Here is a 22811-nt window from a genome sequence, read left to right as displayed (position 1 = left end):
CAAAAAAAGCGGAAAACATTAGTTATCCGCTTTTTTCTCTTTCTTCTCCGGCGCAACCACTCCGCCGCTTCCATAATATCCAGGCACCTCACCTTGAATAATACGAGTTGCTACCGGAATATCTTGTTTTACCGTAACTTCTTTCGTATGAAACGGAATAATCACCTGAAGCGTCACTTCAATTTCCATCACAATTTTAATCGCAGTATTATTAATGCCGTGCGGCTCAAAATCTTGCTTAATATTCGTATACACATCGCCAATCGTTGTAAATGTAATCGGAATATCTGGACCTATATTACCAAGCAAAGCATTGTCTGTAATTCTACCGAGTGGAACAGATAGTGAAGGCCCACCTTCTTCTGGTATCCCTAGCGCCTTCGTATCCCCTTTTTCTGCTTGGTGTAAATATTTTTCTATGTACGTTGTAGTCGAGGTTAAAATCTCATTCACTGCTTCTGTGTTCACATCCATCGTGGCCACTTTTCCGTTCTTATCAGTTTGCACTTTCATTAATGAATCAACGTTGATGCCTTGTGCAACCCTATCTTTCACTGCCTTCGTCATTACAACTGTCGCCGTCCGCTTCGTTTGCATTTCCGCATACCTCATTACCGTTGGGCGAATGCTTTTATTCACAAGCCACAAGCCTTGTAAGGTAAGAAAAACAAAAATAGCGAATGAAATAAGCAATACGTAACGAAATGGCAATGGTCCTTTCCGAAATCGAGAAGTTCGGGGGCGAAACGCACGCATAACAAAATCCCTCCTTCTTACACATGTATATGCAAAAAAGAGGGACGATATATTAAATCATTTTTAACAATGCTTTTTTTCCAATTGTACCAGCTGTAATTCCTAATCTCTCTGCCTCAACCGTAACCGACTCAAGGGGCGCTTCTAACAACTGCTCAATTGTTCTAACTCCAACGGCGCGTCCCGCAAGAATGCCGCGATCGCTTAACTTTTCATTTAATAACGCCACATCCAGCGCACCGCACATAATATATCCTTTATCGCTCATAACAGCTAACAGATTTGTTTTCGGAAGCTGTACACTCACTGCTATAAACGTATGTTCATTTATGATAATAGGTTCCATATTAACCATAGTTCACACTCCTCTCTCTTTATCTGTATGAAAAGAGAAAAACGAATGTGAATAGGGCAACGCAGCAGACTATAATTTTACAGATGATGCATATGTCAGTAATGTATTGGTCAAAACATCACGGAGTAGTTCCGGCATATAATATTCTTTTTCAGATACAACTGCCAGTTCTGGATACAAATAGCCGAACGTGAACATATCAATCGTCCCTACTGTGTAAATCCGTTCTAGGTCCAATGATTCTCCGTTAATTATGACATCTTCGAGTAATATTTTATTATTCGGAATCGTATCTGGGATCACTTCAACACCCGCATATATCATTTTCCCCATAACTTTTCCGCGGAATCCTAAGCCCTTCACTTCAAGCTGTTCCATACTCGGACGACGCGCTTTCAAAATCACATCTCGCAATGTTTTTCCTGTTATCTGCAAACGGCACGGGTTAATTGGATGTGGGCAAATCCGATGAATATCCCCTCGTGTCACGACACCTTCTTGTAGTCCTTCGAGTAGTACGCCTGCATTTACAATACCAATTTCGGCATTGCACCATTCTTTCAGAGAATCAGCAAGCATATGAGTAAATTTCGTTTCTTGAAACCAATCCATTTCTAGTGGTTCTTTTAAAGTGACAACAGGCTCTGCCATGATGAGCTTACTCTCTTGCTCCAATTCTTCTAATAAAGCATGAGATGCGCCGTATGCACCTAATCGCTTCGTGTTAATTGCTCTGCCATCTTTTTTCGTCACTTTCTTTGTCTCTACATCCACCGTTATTTGCACATGTCCGACATAATGTCCCCACTTCTCACCGCAGCAAAGAAGTGTTTCATTCACCAATACGCCGCGTTCAAATAAATGGTGAGTATGTGCGCCTAAAATAACATCTATGTCATAATGCTCTGCCATGTATTCATCAGCATTTTTCCCTAAATGAGACAAGACAACAATGACATCCGCCTGCGAACGTACCTCTTCTAAAATGGATTCTAAATGCAGATACGGATCTTCAATATGCCAATCTAGCTTCGCATAAAAATCAGGATATGCGACTGTTAAACCAATGAATAGGACGGTAATTCCGTTATCAAGCGTTTGCAGTACATATGGTTTCACCCACTTCGGACGAGTTCGGTCACTTTCAAATAAATTAGCAACAAGCACTTCAAAATTCGCATCGTCATAGAGATGAGCCAACTGCTCTTTAGCAAGAGTAATCCCTTCATTGTTCCCAATCGTTACATAATCGTACAATGCCTCATTTAGAAGCTGCACATTTCCCCTTCCACTCGTTGCCTCAGAAATCATATGAAAACGATCAACGTGATCGCCAATATCTAATGTAAACACCGCCTCATCAGCAGCAAGACGACGCTTTTTCTCTTCTAACACAAAACGAGAAATTTGCGGCCAATTTTCAAAATGACTATGTATATCATTCGTATGATAAAGATGAATTGTAACTTCTTGCAGAGAAAAAACCTCCTCTCAATTCCATACTTCTTGTTTACGCTCTATATAAACTTGAATCCTGTAAATACTTTTCGCCTTTTCTTGCTATTTTACATTGTACTCTCATTGAAGGAAAAAGCAAAAATTTCTTCTTTAAAAGGTAAGGACTGATTAAAAAGATTTTCATGTGTCAAATACGGTCGAATGGTCTTTATCCCGCTATTCGTGGGCAGTAAAGGCTGGAGAAGAGCAGGGAAGAAAACTGCCCGTAAAAACCCGATTGAGCGGGCTTTCCATCAGTGAGAAAAGCGTCACTGATGGAAGTTTCACTTTATTTCGTGTCGAACCGCCGATAAATTTCTAGTCATGAAAAAAAACGCCCTGTAAACAGGGCGCTTCGGACGTATACATCACCTTTAATTATGACTAATATTATAAGTTGGGTATAATGTTGTTCCGCTAATCCAAATTTTGATTTCATTTGTTAACGGAACATTTTGTTCATTAATAACTGTTCTCCACCATTCCCATGCAAGGCCTGTACACTCTCTTGCTAAGACTTTTACATTTTTTGCATTCGGTGGAAGTGGTATAACTGTAGAGAAATGAGCCGTTTTGTCTTGGTTATTTCCTTCCCAAGTTTTATGGGTTAATACTTCTTTTCCATTCCCATCATACGAAAATTCATCCCAAGATACATCAAATTGAGCAACATATGCACCATAATGATCAAGCCTCATTTTAGCGCTAGAGTATTCTGTAGTTGTAGTCTCGATATAATCTGTATTGTTATGAACAGCAGCAGTTGCGTTATCTTTTAAGAAAGTGCTTGTGTATGAAATTGGGTATGCCGGATTTTTAGAACTTAATTCTGCATTATCTTTAATAATATTTCGGATTTCATTAAAATCTTTTGTAACAACCTTGTTATGCTCTTTTGCATCTCCGCCTAATACTACAGCAGTAAAGGTACTGTCTTCAAAAATATCTTTGTACTGTCCACTCGCTTCAACGCCTTGACCCTTAATTAAGGCTTTAAAAGCAGCTTGTACATCTTTGCTTTTAGATGATGTTTCTAACTTCACATAAACTGTTCTACCATAAGCTACATTTGACACCATAACAGGCGGAGCCTCATTACTTACCCCTTTACGAGTTAACTCATCAAACGTAACACTATTATCAAAAAGGTCAGATGGATTGTTTGGTAGTTCTGCACTTACTGTATAAAAGATTTGCTTATATGCCGCAACCATCACTTTTTTCTCTCCATTTGCAACAGCATTAAAGTCAATATTCAGTGCATTGTCAAGATATTTAGCGTTAACATTAAGAGCACTTGCGATTTGAGATTTACTATACACCATAGATTCTGTATACTGCATTCTTGCAGGTAACGTATTTGTTTTTGAATACTTTTCATTCCAAGTAGATACTAACTCATCTACTGCTCCAGACACATTACCATATGTAGGATTTTGGACAGTAACTGTATTTTCTTTTCTCATGCCAGGTAAGTCGATACTAATATTCAAAGGTTTTCTCTTAGCCACTAATAAACTAGGCTGATTATCTGCAAAAGCTTTATTTGCAAGTTGTACTGCCCCTGGATAAGTACGATTAGCCACAGAATCAATAATTGAAATATCGACTGGTGAAGTTGTAAGTGATTTTTTCTCACGTTCAACTACTACGAATTTACCATTTGAATTTGTACCTTCTTTCGGAACAAAACTCTCTACTTTATCACCATTTACTGCTAAAACCTCTTGATTGTTATACTTTAGATTTGCTATACCAGTATCAATGCCACTAGCATTTTTTGCCTGATCAGCTGAAGTACTTTTAGGTGTTTCAGCGAAAGAAATAGATGAATAATTAAAAGTGCATAAACCAATTGATAAACATGCTAGTAATTTTATTCCTTTAACCTGATTTAAAAACTTCAAAAAACTCGCCTCCTTTTTTAGGAAAATTATATCATATATTCCCTCCTTTTCGTTTAATTATTTTAATATAATAAAAAACAAATAAAAAAAACTAAGAACGGAAGTAAGAAAACTTCGCCAAAAATAAAATACGTGTCCGAACGACTTAAGCACGTAAAGGTGAAAGTCACTACAGACACGTATTTCCCTCAAAAGATTGAAGGGTATCATTTAAGGAGTTGGGACCCCCTATCCAATACTACCTTCCATCTCAAATTTGATTAAGCGGTTCATTTCTACTGCGTATTCCATTGGAAGTTCGCGAGTAAATGGCTCGATGAAACCCATTACGATCATTTCTGTTGCTTCTTGTTCAGAAATACCGCGGCTCATTAGGTAGAATAATTGTTCTTCTGATACTTTTGATACTTTCGCTTCGTGCTCAAGTGAAACGTGATCATTTTTGATCTCGTTGTAAGGAATTGTATCAGATGTAGATTGGTTATCCATGATTAATGTGTCACACTCGATGTTTGAGCGAGAGTTTGTCGCTTTTGGTCCGAAGTGTACAATACCACGGTAAGTTACTTTACCACCATGTTTTGCAATCGATTTAGAAACAATTGTTGAAGATGTATTTGGTGCTAAGTGAATCATTTTCGCACCAGCATCTTGGTGTTGGCCTTTACCAGCAATCGCGATTGATAATGTTAAACCGCGTGCGCCTTCACCTTTTAAGATAACAGCTGGGTATTTCATCGTTAATTTTGATCCGATGTTACCGTCAATCCATTCCATCGTTGCGTTTGCTTCACAAACTGCACGTTTTGTAACTAGGTTATATACGTTGTTTGCCCAGTTTTGGATTGTTGTATAACGGCAATATGCATCTTTCTTAATGATGATTTCTACCACCGCACTGTGAAGTGAGTTTGTTGTGTAAACAGGTGCCGTACAACCTTCTACGTAGTGTACGTGTGCGCCTTCGTCTACGATAATAAGCGTACGTTCGAATTGTCCCATATTTTCAGAGTTAATACGGAAATACGCTTGAAGTGGTGTATCAACTTTTATACCTTTTGGAACGTAGATAAATGAACCACCAGACCAAACTGCAGAGTTTAATGCAGAGAATTTGTTATCAGTTGGTGGGATTACTTTTCCGAAATGCTCACGGAAAATATCTTCATTCTCTTTTAATGCGCTATCTGTATCTTTGAATACGATCCCTAGTGCTTCTAGGTCTTCTTTCATGTTGTGGTATACAACTTCAGATTCGTACTGTGCAGATACACCCGCTAAATATTTTTGCTCTGCTTCTGGAATACCTAATTTATCAAATGTTGCTTTAATTTCATCAGGTACTTCATCCCAAGACTTCTCAGATTTCTCAGATGGTTTTACGTAGTACGTAATTTCATCAAAGTTTAAATCATTTAAATCTCCGCCCCATTGTGGCATTGGCATTTCATAGAAGTGATCAAGGGATTTTAAACGGAAGTCTAACATCCACTGTGGTTCTTCTTTCATACGTGAAATTTCTTCTACGATTTCTTTTGTTAAACCGCGCTCAGCACGGAAAATCGAAACGTCTTTATCTTTGAAACCATATTTATAATCGCCGATATCTGGCAGCTGTTTCGCCATGTTCGTATGTCCCTCCTTGGATAACCTCTTTTTTAGGAAGTGATCTGCATTACTTCTCTTCGTCCAAGCCTTTTTCTAACGCTTTCCAAGCTAATGTTGCACACTTAATACGCGCTGGAAATTTGCATACACCTTGTAATGCTTCAATATCTCCTAAATCAATGCTGTCATCATACTCTTTTCCTAGCATCATATCAGAGAAAATTTTCGAAAGCTTAAGCGCTTCTTCAATTTTCTTTCCTTTTACTGCTTGCGTCATCATAGAAGCGGAAGACATGGAGATAGAACAACCTTCTCCTTCAAACTTCGCCTCTTGTACAATCCCATCTTCTACTTTCATCGTAAGTTGAATACGATCGCCGCAAGTTGGATTGTTTAAGTTAACTGTAACACTATCTTCTAACACGCCATGGTTACGAGGATTTTTATAATGATCCATAATAACTTGGCGATATAACGTATCTAAATTATTAAAAGACATTTGTGAAATACTCCTTTGTTTTCGTTAGCGCTTCAACAAATGTATCAATTTCTTCTTTTGTATTATATAAATAGAAGCTTGCACGTGCTGTAGAGGAAGCTTTTAACCACTTCATCAGCGGCTGTGCACAGTGATGTCCTGCACGAACCGCAATGCCTTCTACATCTAATACTGTCGCCACATCATGCGGATGCACTTCCTCGATATTAAATGTAACAAGACCAGCGCGATGCTTTGGTCCATAAATTGTAACGCCATCTACTTCTGATAGTCTTTCTAAAGCGTACTGCGCTAATTCATGCTCATGCTTTTCAATATGATCAAGACCGATTTCTTCTAGGAAATCAATTGCCGCTCCGAGTCCAATTGCATTACCGATAATCGGTGTACCTGCTTCAAACTTCCACGGAAGCTCTTTCCACGTAGAATCTTGTAAGTCTACGAAATCGATCATTTCACCGCCAAATTCAATTGGCTCCATATTCTCTAGCAATTCCTTCTTACCATATAATACGCCGATACCTGTAGGCCCGCACATTTTATGAGCGGAGAATGCATAGAAATCACAATTTAAATCTTGTACATCCACTTTCATATGAGGCGTACTTTGTGCACCATCAACGACCATGATTGCACCATTTTGATGGGCGATTTCTGCGATTTCTTTTACAGGATTAATCGTTCCAAGCACGTTTGATACGTACATGATAGAAACGATTTTCGTATTTGGTGTAATTGTTTGACGAACATCTTCAATAGAAATGGTTCCGTCTTCTTGAAGAGGAAGATATTTTAGTATTGCGCCTGTTTTCTTCGCAACTTGTTGCCAAGGAATGATATTACTATGGTGCTCCATGTAAGAGATAACAATTTCATCGCCTTCTTTTACATGTTCCATACCGTAACTTGCCGCAACTGTATTTAACGCCGTTGTTGTACCGCGTGTAAAAATAATTTCTTCCATCGATTTCGCATGAATAAACTTACGAACTTTCTCGCGTGCACCTTCATACGCATCGGTAGCTTTCGTACCGAGCGTATGAACACCGCGATGCACATTCGAGTTGTACTCTTTATAGTAACGTTCTAACGTTTCAATGACTTGAATTGGTTTTTGAGAAGTTGCCCCGCTGTCGAAATAAACAAGTTGTTTGCCGTTCACCTTTTGATCAAGAATTGGAAACTGTTTGCGTATTTCATGAATATCCATTAGCGAACTTTCCTTTCGATTACCTCAACAAGCTGTGCTTTTACTCCTTCAATTGGAAGCTCATTTACTACAGGTGCTAAGAATCCATGGATGACTAGACGCTCTGCTTCTTTCTTCGGAATACCACGGCTCATTAAGTAGTATAGTTGTGTAGGATCTACGCGTCCTACAGAAGCTGCGTGACCTGCCATTACATCGTCTTCATCAATTAAAAGGATTGGATTTGCATCACCGCGTGCTTTTTCATTTAACATAAGAACGCGAGAAGATTGCTGTGCATTTGATTTAGATGCACCGTGCTCAATTTTACCAATTCCGTTAAAGATAGATGTTGCACTATCTTTTTGAACACCGTGTTTTAAGATGAAACCTTCAGAGTGTTTACCGAAGTGAACAACTTTTGTTGTAAAGTTTTGCGTTTGATTGCCACGGCCGATTGTTACTGTTTTTGTATCAGCAAATGAACCGTCGCCCATTAAGTTCGTTACGTTCTCAGAAATTGTGTTTCCATCGTTCATAAGACCTAATGCCCACTCAAGACGGCCGTCTCGTCCAACTACGCCGCGGCGGTTTACGTAAGATGTCACGTCTTTCGCTAATAAGTCAACTGCACCAAATTTCACTTGTGCGCCTTGCTCTACAATGACTTCCGCCACGATATTTGCAATACCTGTAACAGTTTCATTTGCCACGTAGTTTTCTACATATGTTGCAGAACTATTTGCATCTGCAACAAATAATACGTGGTTATAAACATTTGCTTCTTCGCCGTCTACTAAGAATACAGCTTGAAGCGGTGTTTCAAGAACAACATTTTTCGGAACGTATACAAACGCACCGCCATTGATTAGTGCAGCATGAAGTGCTGTTAAGCGATGCTCGTCAACTTTCACGCCGTCCTTCATTAAATACTTTTGTACTAGTTCAGCATGCTCAGTTGCAGCTGTTACGATATCTGTTAAAATAACGCCTTTTGTTTTTGCTTCTTCTGCTAAAGAAACAAATGCAGTTGTACCAGTGCGTTGTACAAGTACGTTATTATTTTCATCAATTATATTTTTCACTGCTTCTGGAAGTTCTTCTAAAGAACCTACAGGCTCTTGCTTTGTAGTTTTACCTTTGCCGATAAAATCCCATTTATCAATTTTCGTTTTATCTGGCGTTGGCATTGGAAGTTCAGTTGCTTTAGCAAGAGCTTGTAAGCGGAACTCAGTCAACCAAGCAGCTTCATTCGCTTCGCTTGCAAATTGACGGATAGAATCTTGATCGAAAGGTAATGTACCAATTGTCATGTTTATGCTCCTCTCTTACGCTTCTTGCTCTTCTGTTTCGTCTTCAATACCTAGTTCTTTTTTAATCCAGTCGTAACCTTCAGCTTCTAAACGTTGTGCAAGCTCAGGACCTCCAGATTTCACAACACGACCATTCATCATAACGTGTACATGATCTGGAGTGATGTAATTTAATAAACGTTGGTAGTGCGTAATCATTAAGCAACCGAAATCTTCGCCGCGCATTTCGTTAATACCTTTAGATACAACTTTTAATGCATCGATATCAAGACCAGAGTCAATTTCGTCTAAGATTGCGATTTTTGGCTGAATCATCATTAATTGAAGAATTTCGTTACGTTTTTTCTCACCGCCAGAGAAACCTTCGTTTAAGTAACGTTGTGCCATTGATGGATCCATTTCTAGGAATTCCATATTTTTATCTAATGTACGGATAAATTTCATAAGAGAAATTTCATCGCCTTCCGCGCGTCGTGCATTAATTGCAGAACGTAAGAAGTCGGCATTTGTTACTCCGCTAATTTCACTTGGATATTGCATTGCTAAAAATAGACCAGCTTGTGCACGCTCATCTACTTCCATTTCTAATACATCTTCACCGTCGATGATGATGCTACCTTGTGTTACTTCATATTTTGGGTGACCCATAATTGCAGAAGATAAAGTTGATTTACCCGTTCCGTTAGGTCCCATGATTGCATGGATTTCTCCACCTTTTACTTCAAGGTTTACACCTTTTAAAATTTCTTTGCCATCAATTGATACATGTAAATCTTTAATCGTTAATGTAGAACCAGCCATCTCTATACCTCCAATAATTCTCTATATACATTTTAAAAATTCCTAAAACGTTCACATTCTCATTTTATTCTCATTCTAATTTTATATCAAATAAAATGATATCGCAAACGTTAAAAAATGTAACAATTTTTCTACAAATACGAACAGGAATATTCTGCACATTATATTATGATACACCTTTCTTCCTAATTATATAAAGAAAAAAGGGCCGAGAAATTCCAGCCCTTTTTTCACCTTATTCACTTACAGGAAGCACTGCTCCTTTATATTCTTTCTTAATAAAATCTTGAATTTCTTTTGAATGTAATACTTCTATAAGTTCTTTAATTTCTTTTCTGTTTTCATCCCCTTTACGAACAGCGATAATATTTGCGTAAGGAGAATCCGATCCTTCAATTGCAATTGCATCTTTTGTTGGATTTAATTTTGCATCAATTGCATAGTTTGAGTTAATGAAAATTGCATCACCTTCATTGTTCTCATATAACTTTGGTGTAAGACCTGGTTCAACATCCGTTTTAAATTTCAAGTTTTTCGGATTTTCTACAATATCTTTTTCTGTCGCTTTTACAACATCTACGCCATCTTTCAGTTTAATAACGCCGCCTTTTTGCAGAAGTGCTAACATACGTCCGCGCTCTGATACGTTATTACTCATAATTACTGTTCCACCACTTGGAAGGTCTTTTAAACTTTTGTATTTCTTAGAGTAAATTCCCATAGGTTCTAAATGAATTTTTCCGGCATTTACAAAGTTATATCCTTTTTCTTGGATTTCCTTCTCTAAATACGGAATGTGTTGGAAATAGTTGGCATCAAGATCTTTACTAGCTAACGTTTGGTTTGGTAGTATATAGTCTTGGAATTTTTTCACTTTTAATGTAATACCCTTTTTCTCTAACAATGGTTTCGCTTTTTCTAAAATAACCGCATGCGGTACGTTAGAAGCACCCACTACAAGTGTTTTCTTATCTTTTTCGCCGCTACCACAAGCAGCTAATACAAATACAAATACAGCAATAAGTGCTGAAAATAATACCTTTTTCATATTCTGACACCCTTTCTTTTCTAAATATTCTAAATAGTTGTTTTATAAAAAGTCTTCGTCTGAAACGAAAACTCCTCTTTATCTTTTATCAAGTCGCTTCGTAAAGAAGTCACCAAGCACTTGAATAATAAATACGATTACAAGCACAAGAATTGTTGCCATGAGAGTTACATCGCTATTGTTGCGCTGGAATCCTTCTAAATAAGCAAGTGTCCCAAGACCGCCTGCACCAACTACTCCAGCCATCGCTGTGTAGCCCACAAGTGCAATCGCCGTTACTGTAATACCCGAAATGAGTGCTGGCAAAGATTCTGGTATCAGTACTTTTAAAATAATTGTACTCGTCTTTGCCCCCATCGCTTTCGATGCTTCGATGACACCTTTATCAATTTCACGAAGGGCAATTTCAACCATTCTCGCATAAAACGGCGCCGCTCCAACAATTAATGCTGGCAGTGCAGCACTTGCTCCAAGAATTGTGTTTAGAAGAAACTTCGTAAACGGAATCAGTAAAATAATTAAAATAATGAACGGGATAGAACGGAAAATATTTACAAACGTACCGATTATAACATTGACTGGTTTGTTCTCCCATAAATTATCTTTTCCTGTAAGGAACAGTAATAACCCTAGAATAAGACCAAATACAAATGTTGCCAGTGTGGCAATTGCCGTCATATATAGCGTTTCCCCGGTAGCTTCTAGCATTGTATCCCAATCGACATTTTGAAGCAGATTATCCATGTGCAATCACCTCCAGCTCGACTTGCTCTTGTTGAATCGTTGCAATTGCTTTTGCAATCACATCTTCGTCGCCATTTAAGTGGACAATTAAGCTTCCATACGCCCCGTTTGCCGTTTGTGCAATATTCCCTTGCAAAATGCTCACTTCCACTCCATCTTGCTTCATTAAATCTTGTAAAACTGGTCTTTCTACTGCTTCACCAATAAATTGCAGTTTCACGACCTTTCCTTCCGGATATTTCTCTTCTAAATGCTCGATTGCTTCATCCGCATCTTCAGAATCTGTTATTTGCTTAACGAAGCGCTTTGTAATGTCTTGCTGCGGATTACGAAATACATCTAACACGCTGCCACTTTCAACAATCTTCCCTTTTTCCATAACTGCAACGCGGTTACAAATTTTTTGAATGACATGCATTTCATGTGTAATAAGTACAATTGTTAACCCAAGACGCCTATTAATATCGAGAAGCAAATCTAAAATTTGATCTGTTGTTTCTGGATCTAACGCTGACGTTGCTTCATCGCACAATAATACTTTCGGATTATTCGCTAGCGCTCTCGCAATACCAACGCGCTGCTTTTGTCCACCACTTAGCTGAGATGGATACGCATTTCCTCGCCCTTCTAAACCAACAAGACGAATTAATTCATCTACACGCTGATCTCGTTTCTCTTTTGTCACCCCAGCAATTTCAAGCGGGAAAGCAATATTTTCACGAACAGTTCGTGACCAAAGCAAGTTGAAGTGCTGAAAAATCATCCCGATTTCTTGACGTGCTTCGCGAAGTTCCTTACCTGTAATTGCCGAAATTACACGCGCTCCAATCGTAATCTTTCCAGACGTTGGTTTCTCCAACTGATTAAACAAGCGAATTAACGAACTCTTTCCGGCACCACTATAACCGATAACGCCGAAAATCTCGCCTTTTTCTATTTGTAAATTCGCATCATCCACAGCAGTAACATCACCGTGTTTAGAACGATATATTTTCTTTACATTCTCCAATATGATCATAGATGTCACCTCTTTTTTAATTAAAAAGCATAAGCGGCTCGTTCAGCTCTGACCAGCTAAGGTTCTCGCGCACAAAAGATGCTTTTTATCTTTTCGTGCGGGAGGTTCTTAGACGCGAGGAGCTAGCCGTTGAAGCTAGATTATAAAAGCGTAAGCGGCTCTCCGCCATCACTATAAAAACGTTTTGTTGTTCAAGCATCCTCCTTACACCGAGACAACAAAAAAACCTTTCTGCTTTAAAATGAGCAGAAAGGTTTATATACATAAATTACTATTATCCTTTCCTCTCATCTCTCAAAGCATTCGCTTTGCAGGAATTGGCACCATTTCAACATAAGTTGACGGTTGCCGGGTTTCACAGGGCACAGTCCCTCCACCTCTCTTGATAAGAGAAAATCAGATATAAATTTCGTCTGATTTTATCGTTATGAAGTTTTCGTTATTTTATGTTTTGAATTGTATCAACGCATGAAATAGATGTCAACAGAAATTTTTAGCAAAAAATAAACTTTCTGAAAGTTAAGCGCCAACTCTTAACGGTTTGCAAATATGAAATACCGATTCTAATAATAACATCGTTCGATAAGTCCCTTTATATGTAATCGCATTTCGGCGCAATAGCGACTGCAAGCGGACTTGCCCTGTAATCAACAATCGCAAATCTGTTTCTTGAAAACAAACAAGCTGTTCTGTTCCCACCGCACCATTTATAAGTTCAATTTTCTCTCTTGAAATATTTAATGAATAACATTCATCTTGGAAAGTAAAACAAACAATCTTCTCGAATTGTGGTAATAATGGTTCTAAGTGACATTGCGTATTGGCATATGTTACAAATGATTGAAGCAGTGAATACAATTTCATCTTTATCACACTCCTCATATCACGTTTTACATATAACCATTCCATTTTTATAACGCGCTCTCCTGTATCATTCTCTCGACAAAAGCTGTACCAAAAAACATTTATTCCTTACTATTTCCCAAGAAATATGTCGAGGCGGCAAAATTTTTGCCGCCTATTGTAATTCCATATATAAATATTCCACAGATTGAAATGCATATATTTTCTTTACAAGCTGATTCTTCTCAAATATAAGTAAACACGGAACACTTTCAATTTGATACTCCCGCGCAAAATGCGGTGCATAATTTACATTCAGCATTCCAATTTCTAAATGAGACAACGCTGCCTCAACAACCGTTAACATTTTTTTCGCAAGCTGACACGTACCACACATTGGCGTATATACGTATAACACCGTTTTTTCTTGGTCTCTAACTGCAGCTTCTGCTTCATGTCCTGTCCAATCAATCATTGTACCATTCCTTACCGTAAAAATTCTGTATAGACGTCAATGTCAGCTCCCCATAAAACGTTCGCTAAATGAGATGACGGTGCAGTCGCAACCTCTCGATACGAACGGTCGATGTAAATATGTTCAGCATGTGGAAATTCTCGGCGAAACTGTTTGCGTAATTTCTCTCCTGCATCATCTGCATCCACAAGAACATATACTTCTTTATCATACAGCTGGTCAATGAGTTCATCCATTTTCGACAAACTAATTGTACCATTTGTACAAACAATTTCCACCGGTTCTCTAATAATCGTTTCGATCTTTCTCTTATCTGACTTACCTTCAACAATAATTACTTTTTCCACATAGACCACTTAGCATCACCCGATCAGCATATACTATGATACAACCTTGTCTTTAGTATATAGTATATTCGATATTTTAATGTTGTTTCCTGTTTATTTTTGTGATTAAAAGCGGAAGCGGCTTGCTCAGAATGTGAGGGGGATGGAGCTTCTGACGTACAGGTGCTTTTTACCTCGCAGGAAATGGCCCTGACCGCTTCTATGCATGGCCAGATGTTCTTGCGCACCTAAAAAGAAAGGTCTTTTTGTTGGTTTTTCAATCGGCATTTCATATAATACAAATACCTTTAAAAACTGCACAACTAAAAAAGACAGCTCTCAGCTGTCTTTTTCAGATTAGTCTTGATTAATCATTTCTTCGTATTGTTCTGCAGTTAATAATTTCTCTACTTGACCTGCATCTTCAAGCTCAACTTTAATCATCCATGCACCTTCGTATGGAGACTCGTTAACAAGCTCTGGCTTGTCATTTAAATCTTCGTTTACTGCTACAACTTTACCTGCTACAGGCGCGTATAATTCAGAAACTGTTTTAACAGACTCTACACTTCCGAATGGCTCGTCAACTGCAATTGTTGCACCAACTTCAGGAAGTTCAACGAATACGATATCTCCTAATTCGTGTTGTGCGAAATCTGTAATACCGATAATAACTTGGTTGCCTTCAACTTGTACCCATTCGTGTTCTTCAGAGTAACGTAATTGTTTTGGAATGCTCATGTCTGTACCTCCAATGAATGTTATTAATTATGTAAAAGCACCTTATTGGTACTTTTTCCACACGCTTTCAAATTGCTCTTCGTTAAAGCCAACCGTTACATCATTACTGCCTGTTACAATTGGTCGTTTGATTAACATGCCATCAGAAGCGAGCATGTCCAACATTTCTTCTTCACTTGCATCTTTTAGCTTTTCCTTTAACCCAAGCTCGCGGTAACGCATTCCACTTGTATTAAAGAATTTCTTTAGTGGTAATTCACTATTTTCATATATACTACGAAGTTCCTCCTTAGAAGGTGGATTTTCAACAATATGAACCATTTCATACGCTACATCATTTGCATCTAACCATTTTTTTGCCTTTTGGCATGTTCCACATTTTGGGTATGAATAAAATGTTACTGACATACATTCACCTACTTTTCACTAACCTTTATCCTTATCATATAAGAAATATTTTTTCATTTCAAACTTTTACTTATTTCGCTAGAAATTTCTTTTATCCTGCAAAATTTTTATTTTTTTTACAGGTTCTTAAAAACATTTTACTATCGAAAAAAATTATCTCAACAGAATATCCATAGACGTTGATATATAGTTTTTAAAATACAGAATGTTATATTAATTTATATTGTTTTTTAATAAATCATCATGTATTCTCTTTAATGAACAATAAAAAATTACCCTTATGTATTACTTGAAATTTTTATATTAGTTCTTTTGTTCTATATGTTATAGCACATAAAGAAAAGGAGATTATTTATTATATGGAGCTACCAATTCGCACAGTAATCCAGCAACAAATTTACGAATTTCCAGATCAAACTACAATCCAGTTGCAACTTGAAGAGCTCGATAAGTTCACCGATACAAAGTTAAAAACAACAACATTTTCCATTACTATAAACAAAGAAATTCTCCAGTTTCAAATAACAACACAAAGCGGCATAAAAAATGAAAATATGTATTGTAAAACGCATGCCATTCCTGTAAAGGCATTTCACTACATCCTTGTATCGACACAAGAAGATTCAGAGCAAATGAATGCGCATATACAAGTATTTGGACATCAAGGTGAATTTCTCTTACACGAGAAACTTTCTTTACATCATATAAATGGCGTTTGTGCAACGAGTTCGGGATTTACAGACTTTTTAGCACCATTAAATGAAAAGATTACCAAATATATCAATATATATAACCAATCTATTTAAGTCCTTGCATGATATTTTATTGAAATAATAATACTGCAAAAAAGAAGAAAAAGAGACGACTGTCAAATCCCCACTACTTAAACGCTAACACATTTTGAAATTGGGGGCTTTTTAATTAGCCGTCTCTTATATTTATAGATAATGTTTATCCTTCAATTTTAAATTGTGAAATCAATCCTTCTAACTCTTCAATTTTTCCTTTTATTTGCATAGATTGATTTGTTATTTCTGTAATTGACGATGCTTGTGTTTGAATTGCTTGTACAGTCTGATTCGTATCTTTCGCTACTTTTGTAGAAGTTTCTGATACTACCAATAATGAAGCGTTAATTTCTTCTGTTCCAGCGGACATTTCTTCTGTTGTCGCTGAGACTTCTTGAATTTGATGTGATATTTTATGAATGTCTTTCATAATAATTGAAAATGCTTGGTCTGCTTCATTAGCAGCATTTCTTCCTTGTGTTGCTTCTTCTTGCCCTTTTTTCATGATTTGAACAGTATCTTTTGTATCTTGTTGGATAGACTTAATTAAATCATTAATTTCACTTGCCGATTGCTTTGACTGTTCAGCTAAATCTCTCACTTCAGCTGCAACAACTGCAAAACCTTTACCATTTTCTCCTGCACGAGCTGCCTCAATTGCAGCATTTAAAGCAAGAAGGTTTGTTTGCTCCGCAATATTCGTAATCGCATTTAAAGCTTTATCGATGTCTTGCGTACGCATAACAAGACGTTCTATTACCGTAGATGTTTCCTCAACAACTTTATGAACATTATTCATTTGCGTAATAGATTGCTTGATAACTTCACTTCCACTATTCACACGATCTGTTGTGACAACAGCAACTTCAGCAACAGTTGATGCGGATTCAGCTACTATTTGAACGCCATCTGCTACGTCATTCATTGCTATCGAACTCTCTTGAATACTCGTAACTTGTCCTACTATTTGTTTGTTCACTTCGTGAATTGTTTGAACAGCTTCGGTAGAGATTTGAGATGCCTGTTTTGTATTCTGTAACATGCTATCTGTAGAGGAAATAATTTCTTCTGTCGTTATTTTGATTTTCTCCATTAGTTGTTGCAAGTTATCTAACATATGATTAAAAGAAGTAACGATATTTCCTAATTCATCATTTGATTCATAGGAAGTACGTATCATTAAATTACCATTTGCCACTTGTTCCATATCATGCTGCAGTAAAGCAATTGGATTCCTAACGGATCTTTTAATAATATATCCAATGAATATAATACTAATAGCAGCTATAACTGAAATAACAATAAACATAAGCACTGCATCCCGCGCACTATTGATATTATTTTCCTGTAATTTTTCTGCTTGATTACTATTATAGCTGATGAGCTCTTGAATAGATTTAGCTGTTTTTTGCATGCTAGGATCGACTTCTTTTAAATAGTAAGCATACGCCTCTTCATTTTTATTTTGAATTGCTAAACCTTTTGATTTATCTATATGCGTTCTTAATTCACGAAGATTGTTCTGAAAATTTTCATATAATTGTTTTTCTTCTTGCGAGCTTATTCCAGACTCATACTTTTTTAATAACTCATTATTTTTGTTTCGTGCTTGCTCCATGTTACTTACTAATTGTTCATTTCTTTGTTCGTCTGTTGTAATCATAAGTTCTGTCAGGTTCTTAAGTGTATAATGAAAATTAGATTCTACAGATTCTATCCAGTAAATCGGAAGTAACCTTTCTTTATACATACTTGCAGAAGCTTCACCTGTTTTCTTTAATCCCATAACTCCTATGATCGATAAAAGAATACATGCAATAGTGGCTGTAATCATTAACATGTTTAATTTTGTACCAATTTTACTATTTTTTAGAAATGACATTAAGTCACGGCCTCCTTGTTTATCTTTATATTACGTTAAATAGTTTATAATAAAAAAAGAGAAATAGCGATATGTAATATGTATCGTTATTTGTCTTTTCTTTGAATAAATAAGGTGGTTAATAAAAAAAGATTATAGAACGTTTTGACTGTGCCAATTCTCTAGCTAGCGTTTTAAACAAACGTTTGATTAGTGCCATAAAATCGAACATACTACTTAAACAAACGTTTGATTAAGGCATAAAAAACGAACATACTACTTAAACAAACGTTTAATTAATGGTAACTTCTCTTAAGCACACCCGCATCAAGACCTCATAATATGATATAGTGACAAAACTGTAAGGTTATTTGTAAAAAATGTTAGAAAAATCGATGGTTCATTTATATGTTTTATATTATAATTTTTCAAGTTCTAAGTTATTACATTACAAATAGGAGAATTACTATGAAAAATAATAAGTTTTCAGCCTTTATCCCATTATCTTACCTACTCCTACTTATACCTGTAAGTGCCCTTTATGACGTGCTCAATCACTCCACAGTAGGCGCTGTAAATGTAACAACAAAAATAGATGAATGGATTCCATTCACAAAAGAATTTATCGTTCCATATTTACTTTGGTTCCCTTATTTATATGGCGCTCTTATTTATTACTGCTTTGCAGATCGAAAACTCTATTATGTTACATTAAGTAGTGTCCTATTCGGGAAACTCACTTCCTTTAGCGTCTATTATATGTGGCAAACAACAGTAACACGCCCTGAAGTAATCGGCAATGATGTATTTGCTAATTTAGTACGCTATATTTATAGTCTCGATCAACCGGTGAATTGTTTTCCTAGTATTCACGTACTCACAACATTTGTCATTATGATTACAGCCTTTAAGCGAAAGGAACAAAGTAAATGGATGTACTGCCTGCTAATATTTGTTGGTGTGCTCATTATTTTGTCTACCTTATTTACAAAACAGCACGCCTTTGTAGATGTGGTAGCAGGTGTCGTACTAGGAAGCTTCCTCTATGCAGCCATGCACTATGTATTTGAATCACGTGAGCAAAAGATTACTGTGCAAGCCGGCGTATAATCTATAACAACAAAAGCAGACTGTGGCTTCTTCAGTCTGCTTTTCTCTATGTAAGAGGAGATTTTCAAATTGGCATATTTTAAAACACTCTTACTAGTCTTTAAGATTGTGGTACAGTCATGTCGCCAGGTTTAATGCGACCTGTTTTTTTCAAAATCATATACAGTATATAAGAAACAGCTACTGGAATTACGATATAAGTAATCATCATCGCTGGAACAACGCTCAATCCTTTGCTTGAAATCAAATTAATTGGTGCGATTAAAGAACTAAGTCCAAGACCTGCAATTTCTTTCCCTGCTGTGATTTGGAAGACAAGCGCTGATACAGGACCTACAATCGCACTCGCAACAACAGTTGGTACAAGAATCATTGGATTTCTAGTGATATTCGGAAGTTGCACTTTCGGTGTACAAAGAGCTTGCGCTAAAATACCGCCTAAATTATTTTCTTTCGCAGAAATAACAGCGAATCCAATAAATTGAGCGACGCATCCTGCAAGTGCCGCACCGCCTGCCACACCATCTAAGCTAAGTGCAATTGCTAGAGCTGCTGATGACGCTGGAGACATTAATAACAACCCCCAAACAACTGCAAGTACAATAGACGCGATAAACGGGTTACCAGCTGAGCTATCTTTAATAAATTCCCCAACTGTATTTAAGACAGGCGTAATATTTTGAGATAACCAAATACCGACTAAACCTGAACCTAATATTGACGCAAACGGAACGAGCATCATATCTAAAGCTGTTTTTCCGCTTAACCGTTTACCGATATAAATCGCTAGCGTCGCTGTTAATAACGCACCGATTGGTTCGCCAGTTTTAATCATTAAACCGGCTGTAGTAATCGAAATCGCTCCAGCTCCAATCGTTCCTGCAACCATCGCTGAGAAAATGACAAGTCCATTTGCTCCGAGCATAAAAGCAATCCCTGCTCCAATTGCCGGCGCCATAAGTGATTTCGCAACAATTCCGATTGTAATTAACGTTGGAATATCGCCAATTCTTCCTATATTCTCAATCAGTAGGCCAATTCCAAGAGATACGAAAATACCTTGTGCAATTCCTGCAGACCCTTTAAATATACGAGGCATGATATATTCCTTCATCTGTTTTACCTTCATCTAATCTAGCAACCAATTATTTTCATATAGTCACGTAAAATATCATTTGATTGTGCAAATTGACTTTCTTCAGCTTCTGTTAAGCTCAGCTCAACAATCTCTTTTACACCATCTCTTGTTATGATAGCTGGGACACCTGTACAAATTTCATACTCACCATATTCACCATCTAGAATTGTTGATACAGCCATAACACGATAATCATCATTAAAAATAGAACGTGCAATATAAGCTAAGGAGTTCCCGGTGCCGTAATAAGTTGTTCCTTTTCGTTTAGAAATTTCTAAACCCGCTTTTGCAGTTTGTTCAACAATCGAATCTAAATCAATATCTGCAAATCGTTCTTTTTGCTCTTCTAAAATTTGGAGAATTGGTTTTCCGCCAACTGTTACGTGAGACCAAGCAACCATTTGTGAATCGCCATGTTGTCCTAATGAGTAACCGTGAATGCTACGCGGGTCCACCTCAAATATTTCAGACAAAATTGTTCGTAAGCGAGAAGAATCTAAAGATGTTCCAGTACCAATCACACGGTTTCTCGGAAGACCGGATAGCTTCCAAACTTGGTAAGTCATAATATCAACTGGATTAGAGGCAATTAAGAAAATACCTTGAAATCCGCTGTTCATAACCTCTGATACGACACTTTCCATAATTTTCGCACCTACTCTTAAAGTATCAAGACGACTTTGTCCTGGTTTTGGAGTAGGTCCTGCTGTAACAATAACAATATCCATATCCTTACAGTCTTCATAAGTTCCTGCATATACTTTTGTTCTTGTATTTGTAAAATTCATGCAGTGTGACAAATCCATTGCTTCGCCAACTGCCCGTTCATGATTAATATCAATTAACACTAATTCTTCACAGATTCCTTGATTCACAATAGAATACGCACAGCTAGATCCAACTAACCCAGTACCTATAATTGCAACTTTTCTTGTACTTCTATTCATGATGATCTCCCCTGCTTCCTAATATAGCCTTCTTTGTTTTATATAACTCACACGTTTTATTATAGAAGCTTTTACCATAGAAACCATGTACAACTTGTGAAAAGTATCACAAATAATATAGACATTTTATGTCCCTTTGCACATAATTCCGACAAAGTTCCGAATGTTTTATTTTCACAAAAAAAGCGGGTAACGTCTCGATTACGTTATCCGCTTTGAAATATTTCTGTTTTTATCTCGCTATTTGCGGGCCGTATTACTGCCCGTAAAAGCCCAATTGATGAGGGCTGATAATCAGCGGGCGATGAAGATAACCCCCACTGATTAAAGTTTCACTTTATTGTGCATTCAATTGACTTTTTAACTGCTGTACAACCATTGGATTTGCTGCAGCCGCTGGTTGATAATAGCCTTTTTGCATCGCATATTCATATAAATTACGTTGTCTTACTTCATCTTGATTACGAATTTGAATTAACGTTTGATGTAATTGTTCGTTATTCGCTTGCGCAATGTAATTTGCATAACCCGTTAAACTTGCATTTAACCCGGCTAAGTAATCGTTCACCATATCTTTTTCATTCATATTCTCTGCACTCCTATCCTAGAAACGACATTAATCGCTGTTTCGTATTTTGTGCATCTTGCACATCTTTTTGTAACATTTGCTTCAGCTGCGGGTCCGTACATGTCTGTGCATACTCTTGTAATTTGTTAATAACTGTTGCATGCCCGCCAATCAGATGACGCAAATTTTCTACTTCAAGTTCAGTTAAATTTTGCATTGTGACGACCTTCCTTTCTTTGTTCATTCACGATTTAGTATTTATTTCTTTTGAAATTGTATGCACGAAAAAACCTTAGAATCGCTTCTAAGGTTTTATCCTTTCATCACATACAGTCCTTTAATAAATGTTTCCAATAATAACTGTAAACTCACATCTAAATCCAGCGGCAACCCAAATCCGCCTTGTTGTTCAATTGACGCAAATCCGTGACAAATACTTCTTAGTCCGCGCGTCGCATGAAGTACATTCTCTCCTTCTAAGCCGTATTGCTGTAAAACCCGAAGACAAAGCTCTACAATTCCGTCTCCTGCTTGTTGCACTTCTTCATCCCGTAAAAAAGTTGCTTCATACAATCCAGGATGTTTTCGGACAAATGATACGTACGCTTCTCCTAATGCATGAATTGCTTCGTCCATACTTTTATCCTCAACCGCCTCTTTCAGTGCCCCGTGTAGCTGCTTTATTCCGTAAATACCAAGATGCTTTCGGACATCTTGTAACCCTTCCACATGATTGTATAGAGAAGGAGAACGTATTCCCAGCCTTTGCGATAATGACGCTAATGTTACTTCTTGTATGCCATTTGTATCTGCGATTTCTGCCGCTGTGACTACAATTTTCTGTAATGTAAGTCCGATTCTCGGTGACATA

25 protein-coding genes and 1 riboswitch are annotated in these 22811 nt (G+C 37.2%); of the genes, 2 read left to right on the top strand and 23 right to left on the bottom strand.

Annotated features, from left to right (window positions below):
- Window positions 1–18: 18 nt before the first annotated feature.
- From yunB to PLX19_RS13590, 17 genes are all read right to left on the bottom strand, one after another.
- On the bottom strand, window positions 19–756 hold the full coding sequence (gene yunB, locus PLX19_RS13670) for a sporulation protein YunB (RefSeq protein ID WP_020063096.1): 738 nt from the start codon (window positions 754–756) through the stop codon (window positions 19–21).
- A 52-nt stretch (window positions 757–808) separates the two neighbouring features.
- Window positions 809–1111: a YunC family protein gene (locus PLX19_RS13665; protein WP_272189182.1), complete on the bottom strand. Its 303-nt coding sequence runs from the start codon at window positions 1109–1111 to the stop codon at window positions 809–811.
- A gap of 69 nt (window positions 1112–1180) precedes the next feature.
- A complete protein-coding gene (locus PLX19_RS13660; protein ID WP_272189231.1) occupies window positions 1181–2572 on the bottom strand; it encodes a bifunctional metallophosphatase/5'-nucleotidase in 1392 nt (463 codons plus the stop codon).
- Window positions 2573–2982: 410 nt separating this feature from the next.
- Window positions 2983–4515 carry a thiol-activated cytolysin family protein gene (locus PLX19_RS13655; RefSeq protein WP_272189181.1) on the bottom strand — a complete coding sequence of 511 codons (1533 nt, stop codon included), beginning with the start codon at window positions 4513–4515 and terminating at the stop codon, window positions 2983–2985.
- A 228-nt stretch (window positions 4516–4743) separates the two neighbouring features.
- Window positions 4744–6141: a Fe-S cluster assembly protein SufB gene (gene sufB / locus PLX19_RS13650; RefSeq protein WP_272189180.1), complete on the bottom strand. Its 1398-nt coding sequence runs from the start codon at window positions 6139–6141 to the stop codon at window positions 4744–4746.
- 49 nt (window positions 6142–6190) lie between these two features.
- Complete coding sequence (gene sufU / locus PLX19_RS13645; protein WP_272189179.1) at window positions 6191–6622, bottom strand: Fe-S cluster assembly sulfur transfer protein SufU; 432 nt, start codon at window positions 6620–6622, stop codon at window positions 6191–6193.
- On the bottom strand, window positions 6612–7832 hold the full coding sequence (sufS, locus tag PLX19_RS13640; protein WP_272189178.1) for a cysteine desulfurase SufS: 1221 nt from the start codon (window positions 7830–7832) through the stop codon (window positions 6612–6614). Before sufS ends, sufU begins: the two co-directional genes overlap by 11 nt.
- A complete protein-coding gene (sufD, locus tag PLX19_RS13635) occupies window positions 7832–9124 on the bottom strand; it encodes a Fe-S cluster assembly protein SufD (RefSeq protein WP_272189177.1) in 1293 nt (430 codons plus the stop codon). The genes sufS and sufD overlap by 1 nt, the downstream gene beginning before the upstream one ends.
- 15 nt (window positions 9125–9139) lie before the next feature.
- The gene (gene sufC, locus PLX19_RS13630; RefSeq protein WP_272189176.1) at window positions 9140–9925 is read right to left on the bottom strand and encodes a Fe-S cluster assembly ATPase SufC; all 786 of its coding nucleotides are present in this window, start codon (window positions 9923–9925) and stop codon (window positions 9140–9142) included.
- Window positions 9926–10160: 235 nt separating this feature from the next.
- On the bottom strand, window positions 10161–10973 hold the full coding sequence (gene metQ / locus PLX19_RS13625; RefSeq protein ID WP_272189174.1) for a methionine ABC transporter substrate-binding lipoprotein MetQ: 813 nt from the start codon (window positions 10971–10973) through the stop codon (window positions 10161–10163).
- A gap of 78 nt (window positions 10974–11051) precedes the next feature.
- On the bottom strand, window positions 11052–11717 hold the full coding sequence (locus PLX19_RS13620; RefSeq protein ID WP_272189173.1) for a methionine ABC transporter permease: 666 nt from the start codon (window positions 11715–11717) through the stop codon (window positions 11052–11054).
- Entirely contained in the window at window positions 11710–12735 is a 1026-nt protein-coding gene (locus tag PLX19_RS13615; protein ID WP_272189172.1) for a methionine ABC transporter ATP-binding protein, read from the bottom strand. Before PLX19_RS13615 ends, PLX19_RS13620 begins: the two co-directional genes overlap by 8 nt.
- Before the next feature lie 284 nt (window positions 12736–13019).
- Window positions 13020–13127, bottom strand: a riboswitch (SAM riboswitch).
- A gap of 127 nt (window positions 13128–13254) precedes the next feature.
- Window positions 13255–13599, bottom strand: coding sequence for a hypothetical protein (locus tag PLX19_RS13610; RefSeq protein WP_272189170.1), 345 nt, complete (start codon window positions 13597–13599; stop codon window positions 13255–13257).
- Between the two features lie 154 nt (window positions 13600–13753).
- Window positions 13754–14053, bottom strand: coding sequence for a thioredoxin family protein (locus PLX19_RS13605; RefSeq protein ID WP_272189169.1), 300 nt, complete (start codon window positions 14051–14053; stop codon window positions 13754–13756).
- An 11-nt stretch (window positions 14054–14064) separates the two neighbouring features.
- Entirely contained in the window at window positions 14065–14409 is a 345-nt protein-coding gene (locus tag PLX19_RS13600; RefSeq protein WP_272189168.1) for a toprim domain-containing protein, read from the bottom strand.
- A gap of 327 nt (window positions 14410–14736) precedes the next feature.
- Window positions 14737–15120: a glycine cleavage system protein GcvH gene (gene gcvH, locus PLX19_RS13595; protein ID WP_272189167.1), complete on the bottom strand. Its 384-nt coding sequence runs from the start codon at window positions 15118–15120 to the stop codon at window positions 14737–14739.
- 42 nt (window positions 15121–15162) lie between these two features.
- Window positions 15163–15528, bottom strand: a complete 366-nt coding sequence (locus PLX19_RS13590) for an arsenate reductase family protein (RefSeq protein ID WP_272189166.1) — start codon at window positions 15526–15528, stop codon at window positions 15163–15165.
- 359 nt (window positions 15529–15887) lie between these two features.
- Between PLX19_RS13590 and PLX19_RS13585 the strand changes: the two genes are divergently transcribed.
- Window positions 15888–16334, top strand: coding sequence for a DUF3978 family protein (locus tag PLX19_RS13585; RefSeq protein ID WP_272189165.1), 447 nt, complete (start codon window positions 15888–15890; stop codon window positions 16332–16334).
- 145 nt (window positions 16335–16479) lie between these two features.
- Here PLX19_RS13585 and PLX19_RS13580 read toward each other — a convergent pair whose 3' ends face one another.
- A complete protein-coding gene (locus PLX19_RS13580; RefSeq protein ID WP_272189164.1) occupies window positions 16480–18198 on the bottom strand; it encodes a methyl-accepting chemotaxis protein in 1719 nt (572 codons plus the stop codon).
- Between the two features lie 447 nt (window positions 18199–18645).
- On the opposite strand from PLX19_RS13580, the gene PLX19_RS13575 reads away from it, so the two are divergent.
- Window positions 18646–19287: a phosphatase PAP2 family protein gene (locus tag PLX19_RS13575; RefSeq protein ID WP_272189163.1), complete on the top strand. Its 642-nt coding sequence runs from the start codon at window positions 18646–18648 to the stop codon at window positions 19285–19287.
- A 100-nt stretch (window positions 19288–19387) separates the two neighbouring features.
- On the opposite strand, the gene PLX19_RS13570 is transcribed toward PLX19_RS13575, so the two are convergent.
- The 5 genes from PLX19_RS13570 to PLX19_RS13550 all read right to left on the bottom strand — a co-directional run bounded on the left by PLX19_RS13570 (window position 19388) and on the right by PLX19_RS13550 (window position 22810).
- Window positions 19388–20401, bottom strand: coding sequence for a PTS transporter subunit IIC (locus PLX19_RS13570; RefSeq protein ID WP_272189162.1), 1014 nt, complete (start codon window positions 20399–20401; stop codon window positions 19388–19390).
- 20 nt (window positions 20402–20421) lie between these two features.
- A complete protein-coding gene (locus PLX19_RS13565) occupies window positions 20422–21372 on the bottom strand; it encodes an L-lactate dehydrogenase (RefSeq protein WP_272189161.1) in 951 nt (316 codons plus the stop codon).
- 337 nt (window positions 21373–21709) lie between these two features.
- The gene (locus PLX19_RS13560) at window positions 21710–21958 is read right to left on the bottom strand and encodes a spore coat protein (protein ID WP_272189160.1); all 249 of its coding nucleotides are present in this window, start codon (window positions 21956–21958) and stop codon (window positions 21710–21712) included.
- A gap of 13 nt (window positions 21959–21971) precedes the next feature.
- Complete coding sequence (locus tag PLX19_RS13555) at window positions 21972–22157, bottom strand: hypothetical protein (RefSeq protein WP_272189159.1); 186 nt, start codon at window positions 22155–22157, stop codon at window positions 21972–21974.
- A 95-nt stretch (window positions 22158–22252) separates the two neighbouring features.
- Window positions 22253–22810 carry a TetR/AcrR family transcriptional regulator gene (locus PLX19_RS13550; protein WP_272189158.1) on the bottom strand — a complete coding sequence of 186 codons (558 nt, stop codon included), beginning with the start codon at window positions 22808–22810 and terminating at the stop codon, window positions 22253–22255.
- Window position 22811 lies beyond the last annotated feature (1 nt).

The organism is Bacillus sp. BP-3 (assembly GCF_028401955.1).
Taxonomy (GTDB): domain Bacteria; phylum Bacillota; class Bacilli; order Bacillales; family Bacillaceae_G; genus Bacillus_A.
This window is presented reverse-complemented; position numbering and strand designations above follow the sequence as displayed.

Coding starts and splice junctions, on each gene's coding strand:
- sufS (WP_272189178.1), bottom strand. CDS start 7,832: ATGGATATTCATGAAATACGCAAACAGTTTCCAATTCTTGATCAAAAG.
- metQ (WP_272189174.1), bottom strand. CDS start 10,973: ATGAAAAAGGTATTATTTTCAGCACTTATTGCTGTATTTGTATTTGTA.
- sufD (WP_272189177.1), bottom strand. CDS start 9,124: ATGACAATTGGTACATTACCTTTCGATCAAGATTCTATCCGTCAATTT.
- yunB (WP_020063096.1), bottom strand. CDS start 756: ATGCGTGCGTTTCGCCCCCGAACTTCTCGATTTCGGAAAGGACCATTG.
- PLX19_RS13575 (WP_272189163.1), top strand. CDS start 18,646: ATGAAAAATAATAAGTTTTCAGCCTTTATCCCATTATCTTACCTACTC.
- sufB (WP_272189180.1), bottom strand. CDS start 6,141: ATGGCGAAACAGCTGCCAGATATCGGCGATTATAAATATGGTTTCAAA.
- PLX19_RS13550 (WP_272189158.1), bottom strand. CDS start 22,810: ATGTCACCGAGAATCGGACTTACATTACAGAAAATTGTAGTCACAGCG.
- PLX19_RS13615 (WP_272189172.1), bottom strand. CDS start 12,735: ATGATCATATTGGAGAATGTAAAGAAAATATATCGTTCTAAACACGGT.
- PLX19_RS13570 (WP_272189162.1), bottom strand. CDS start 20,401: ATGAAGGAATATATCATGCCTCGTATATTTAAAGGGTCTGCAGGAATT.
- PLX19_RS13560 (WP_272189160.1), bottom strand. CDS start 21,958: ATGAATGAAAAAGATATGGTGAACGATTACTTAGCCGGGTTAAATGCA.
- gcvH (WP_272189167.1), bottom strand. CDS start 15,120: ATGAGCATTCCAAAACAATTACGTTACTCTGAAGAACACGAATGGGTA.
- PLX19_RS13580 (WP_272189164.1), bottom strand. CDS start 18,198: ATGTCATTTCTAAAAAATAGTAAAATTGGTACAAAATTAAACATGTTA.
- PLX19_RS13620 (WP_272189173.1), bottom strand. CDS start 11,717: ATGGATAATCTGCTTCAAAATGTCGATTGGGATACAATGCTAGAAGCT.
- PLX19_RS13555 (WP_272189159.1), bottom strand. CDS start 22,157: ATGCAAAATTTAACTGAACTTGAAGTAGAAAATTTGCGTCATCTGATT.
- PLX19_RS13665 (WP_272189182.1), bottom strand. CDS start 1,111: ATGGTTAATATGGAACCTATTATCATAAATGAACATACGTTTATAGCA.
- sufU (WP_272189179.1), bottom strand. CDS start 6,622: ATGTCTTTTAATAATTTAGATACGTTATATCGCCAAGTTATTATGGAT.
- PLX19_RS13605 (WP_272189169.1), bottom strand. CDS start 14,053: ATGATTGATTGGACAGGACATGAAGCAGAAGCTGCAGTTAGAGACCAA.
- PLX19_RS13585 (WP_272189165.1), top strand. CDS start 15,888: ATGGAGCTACCAATTCGCACAGTAATCCAGCAACAAATTTACGAATTT.
- PLX19_RS13590 (WP_272189166.1), bottom strand. CDS start 15,528: ATGTCAGTAACATTTTATTCATACCCAAAATGTGGAACATGCCAAAAG.
- PLX19_RS13610 (WP_272189170.1), bottom strand. CDS start 13,599: ATGAAATTGTATTCACTGCTTCAATCATTTGTAACATATGCCAATACG.
- PLX19_RS13565 (WP_272189161.1), bottom strand. CDS start 21,372: ATGAATAGAAGTACAAGAAAAGTTGCAATTATAGGTACTGGGTTAGTT.
- sufC (WP_272189176.1), bottom strand. CDS start 9,925: ATGGCTGGTTCTACATTAACGATTAAAGATTTACATGTATCAATTGAT.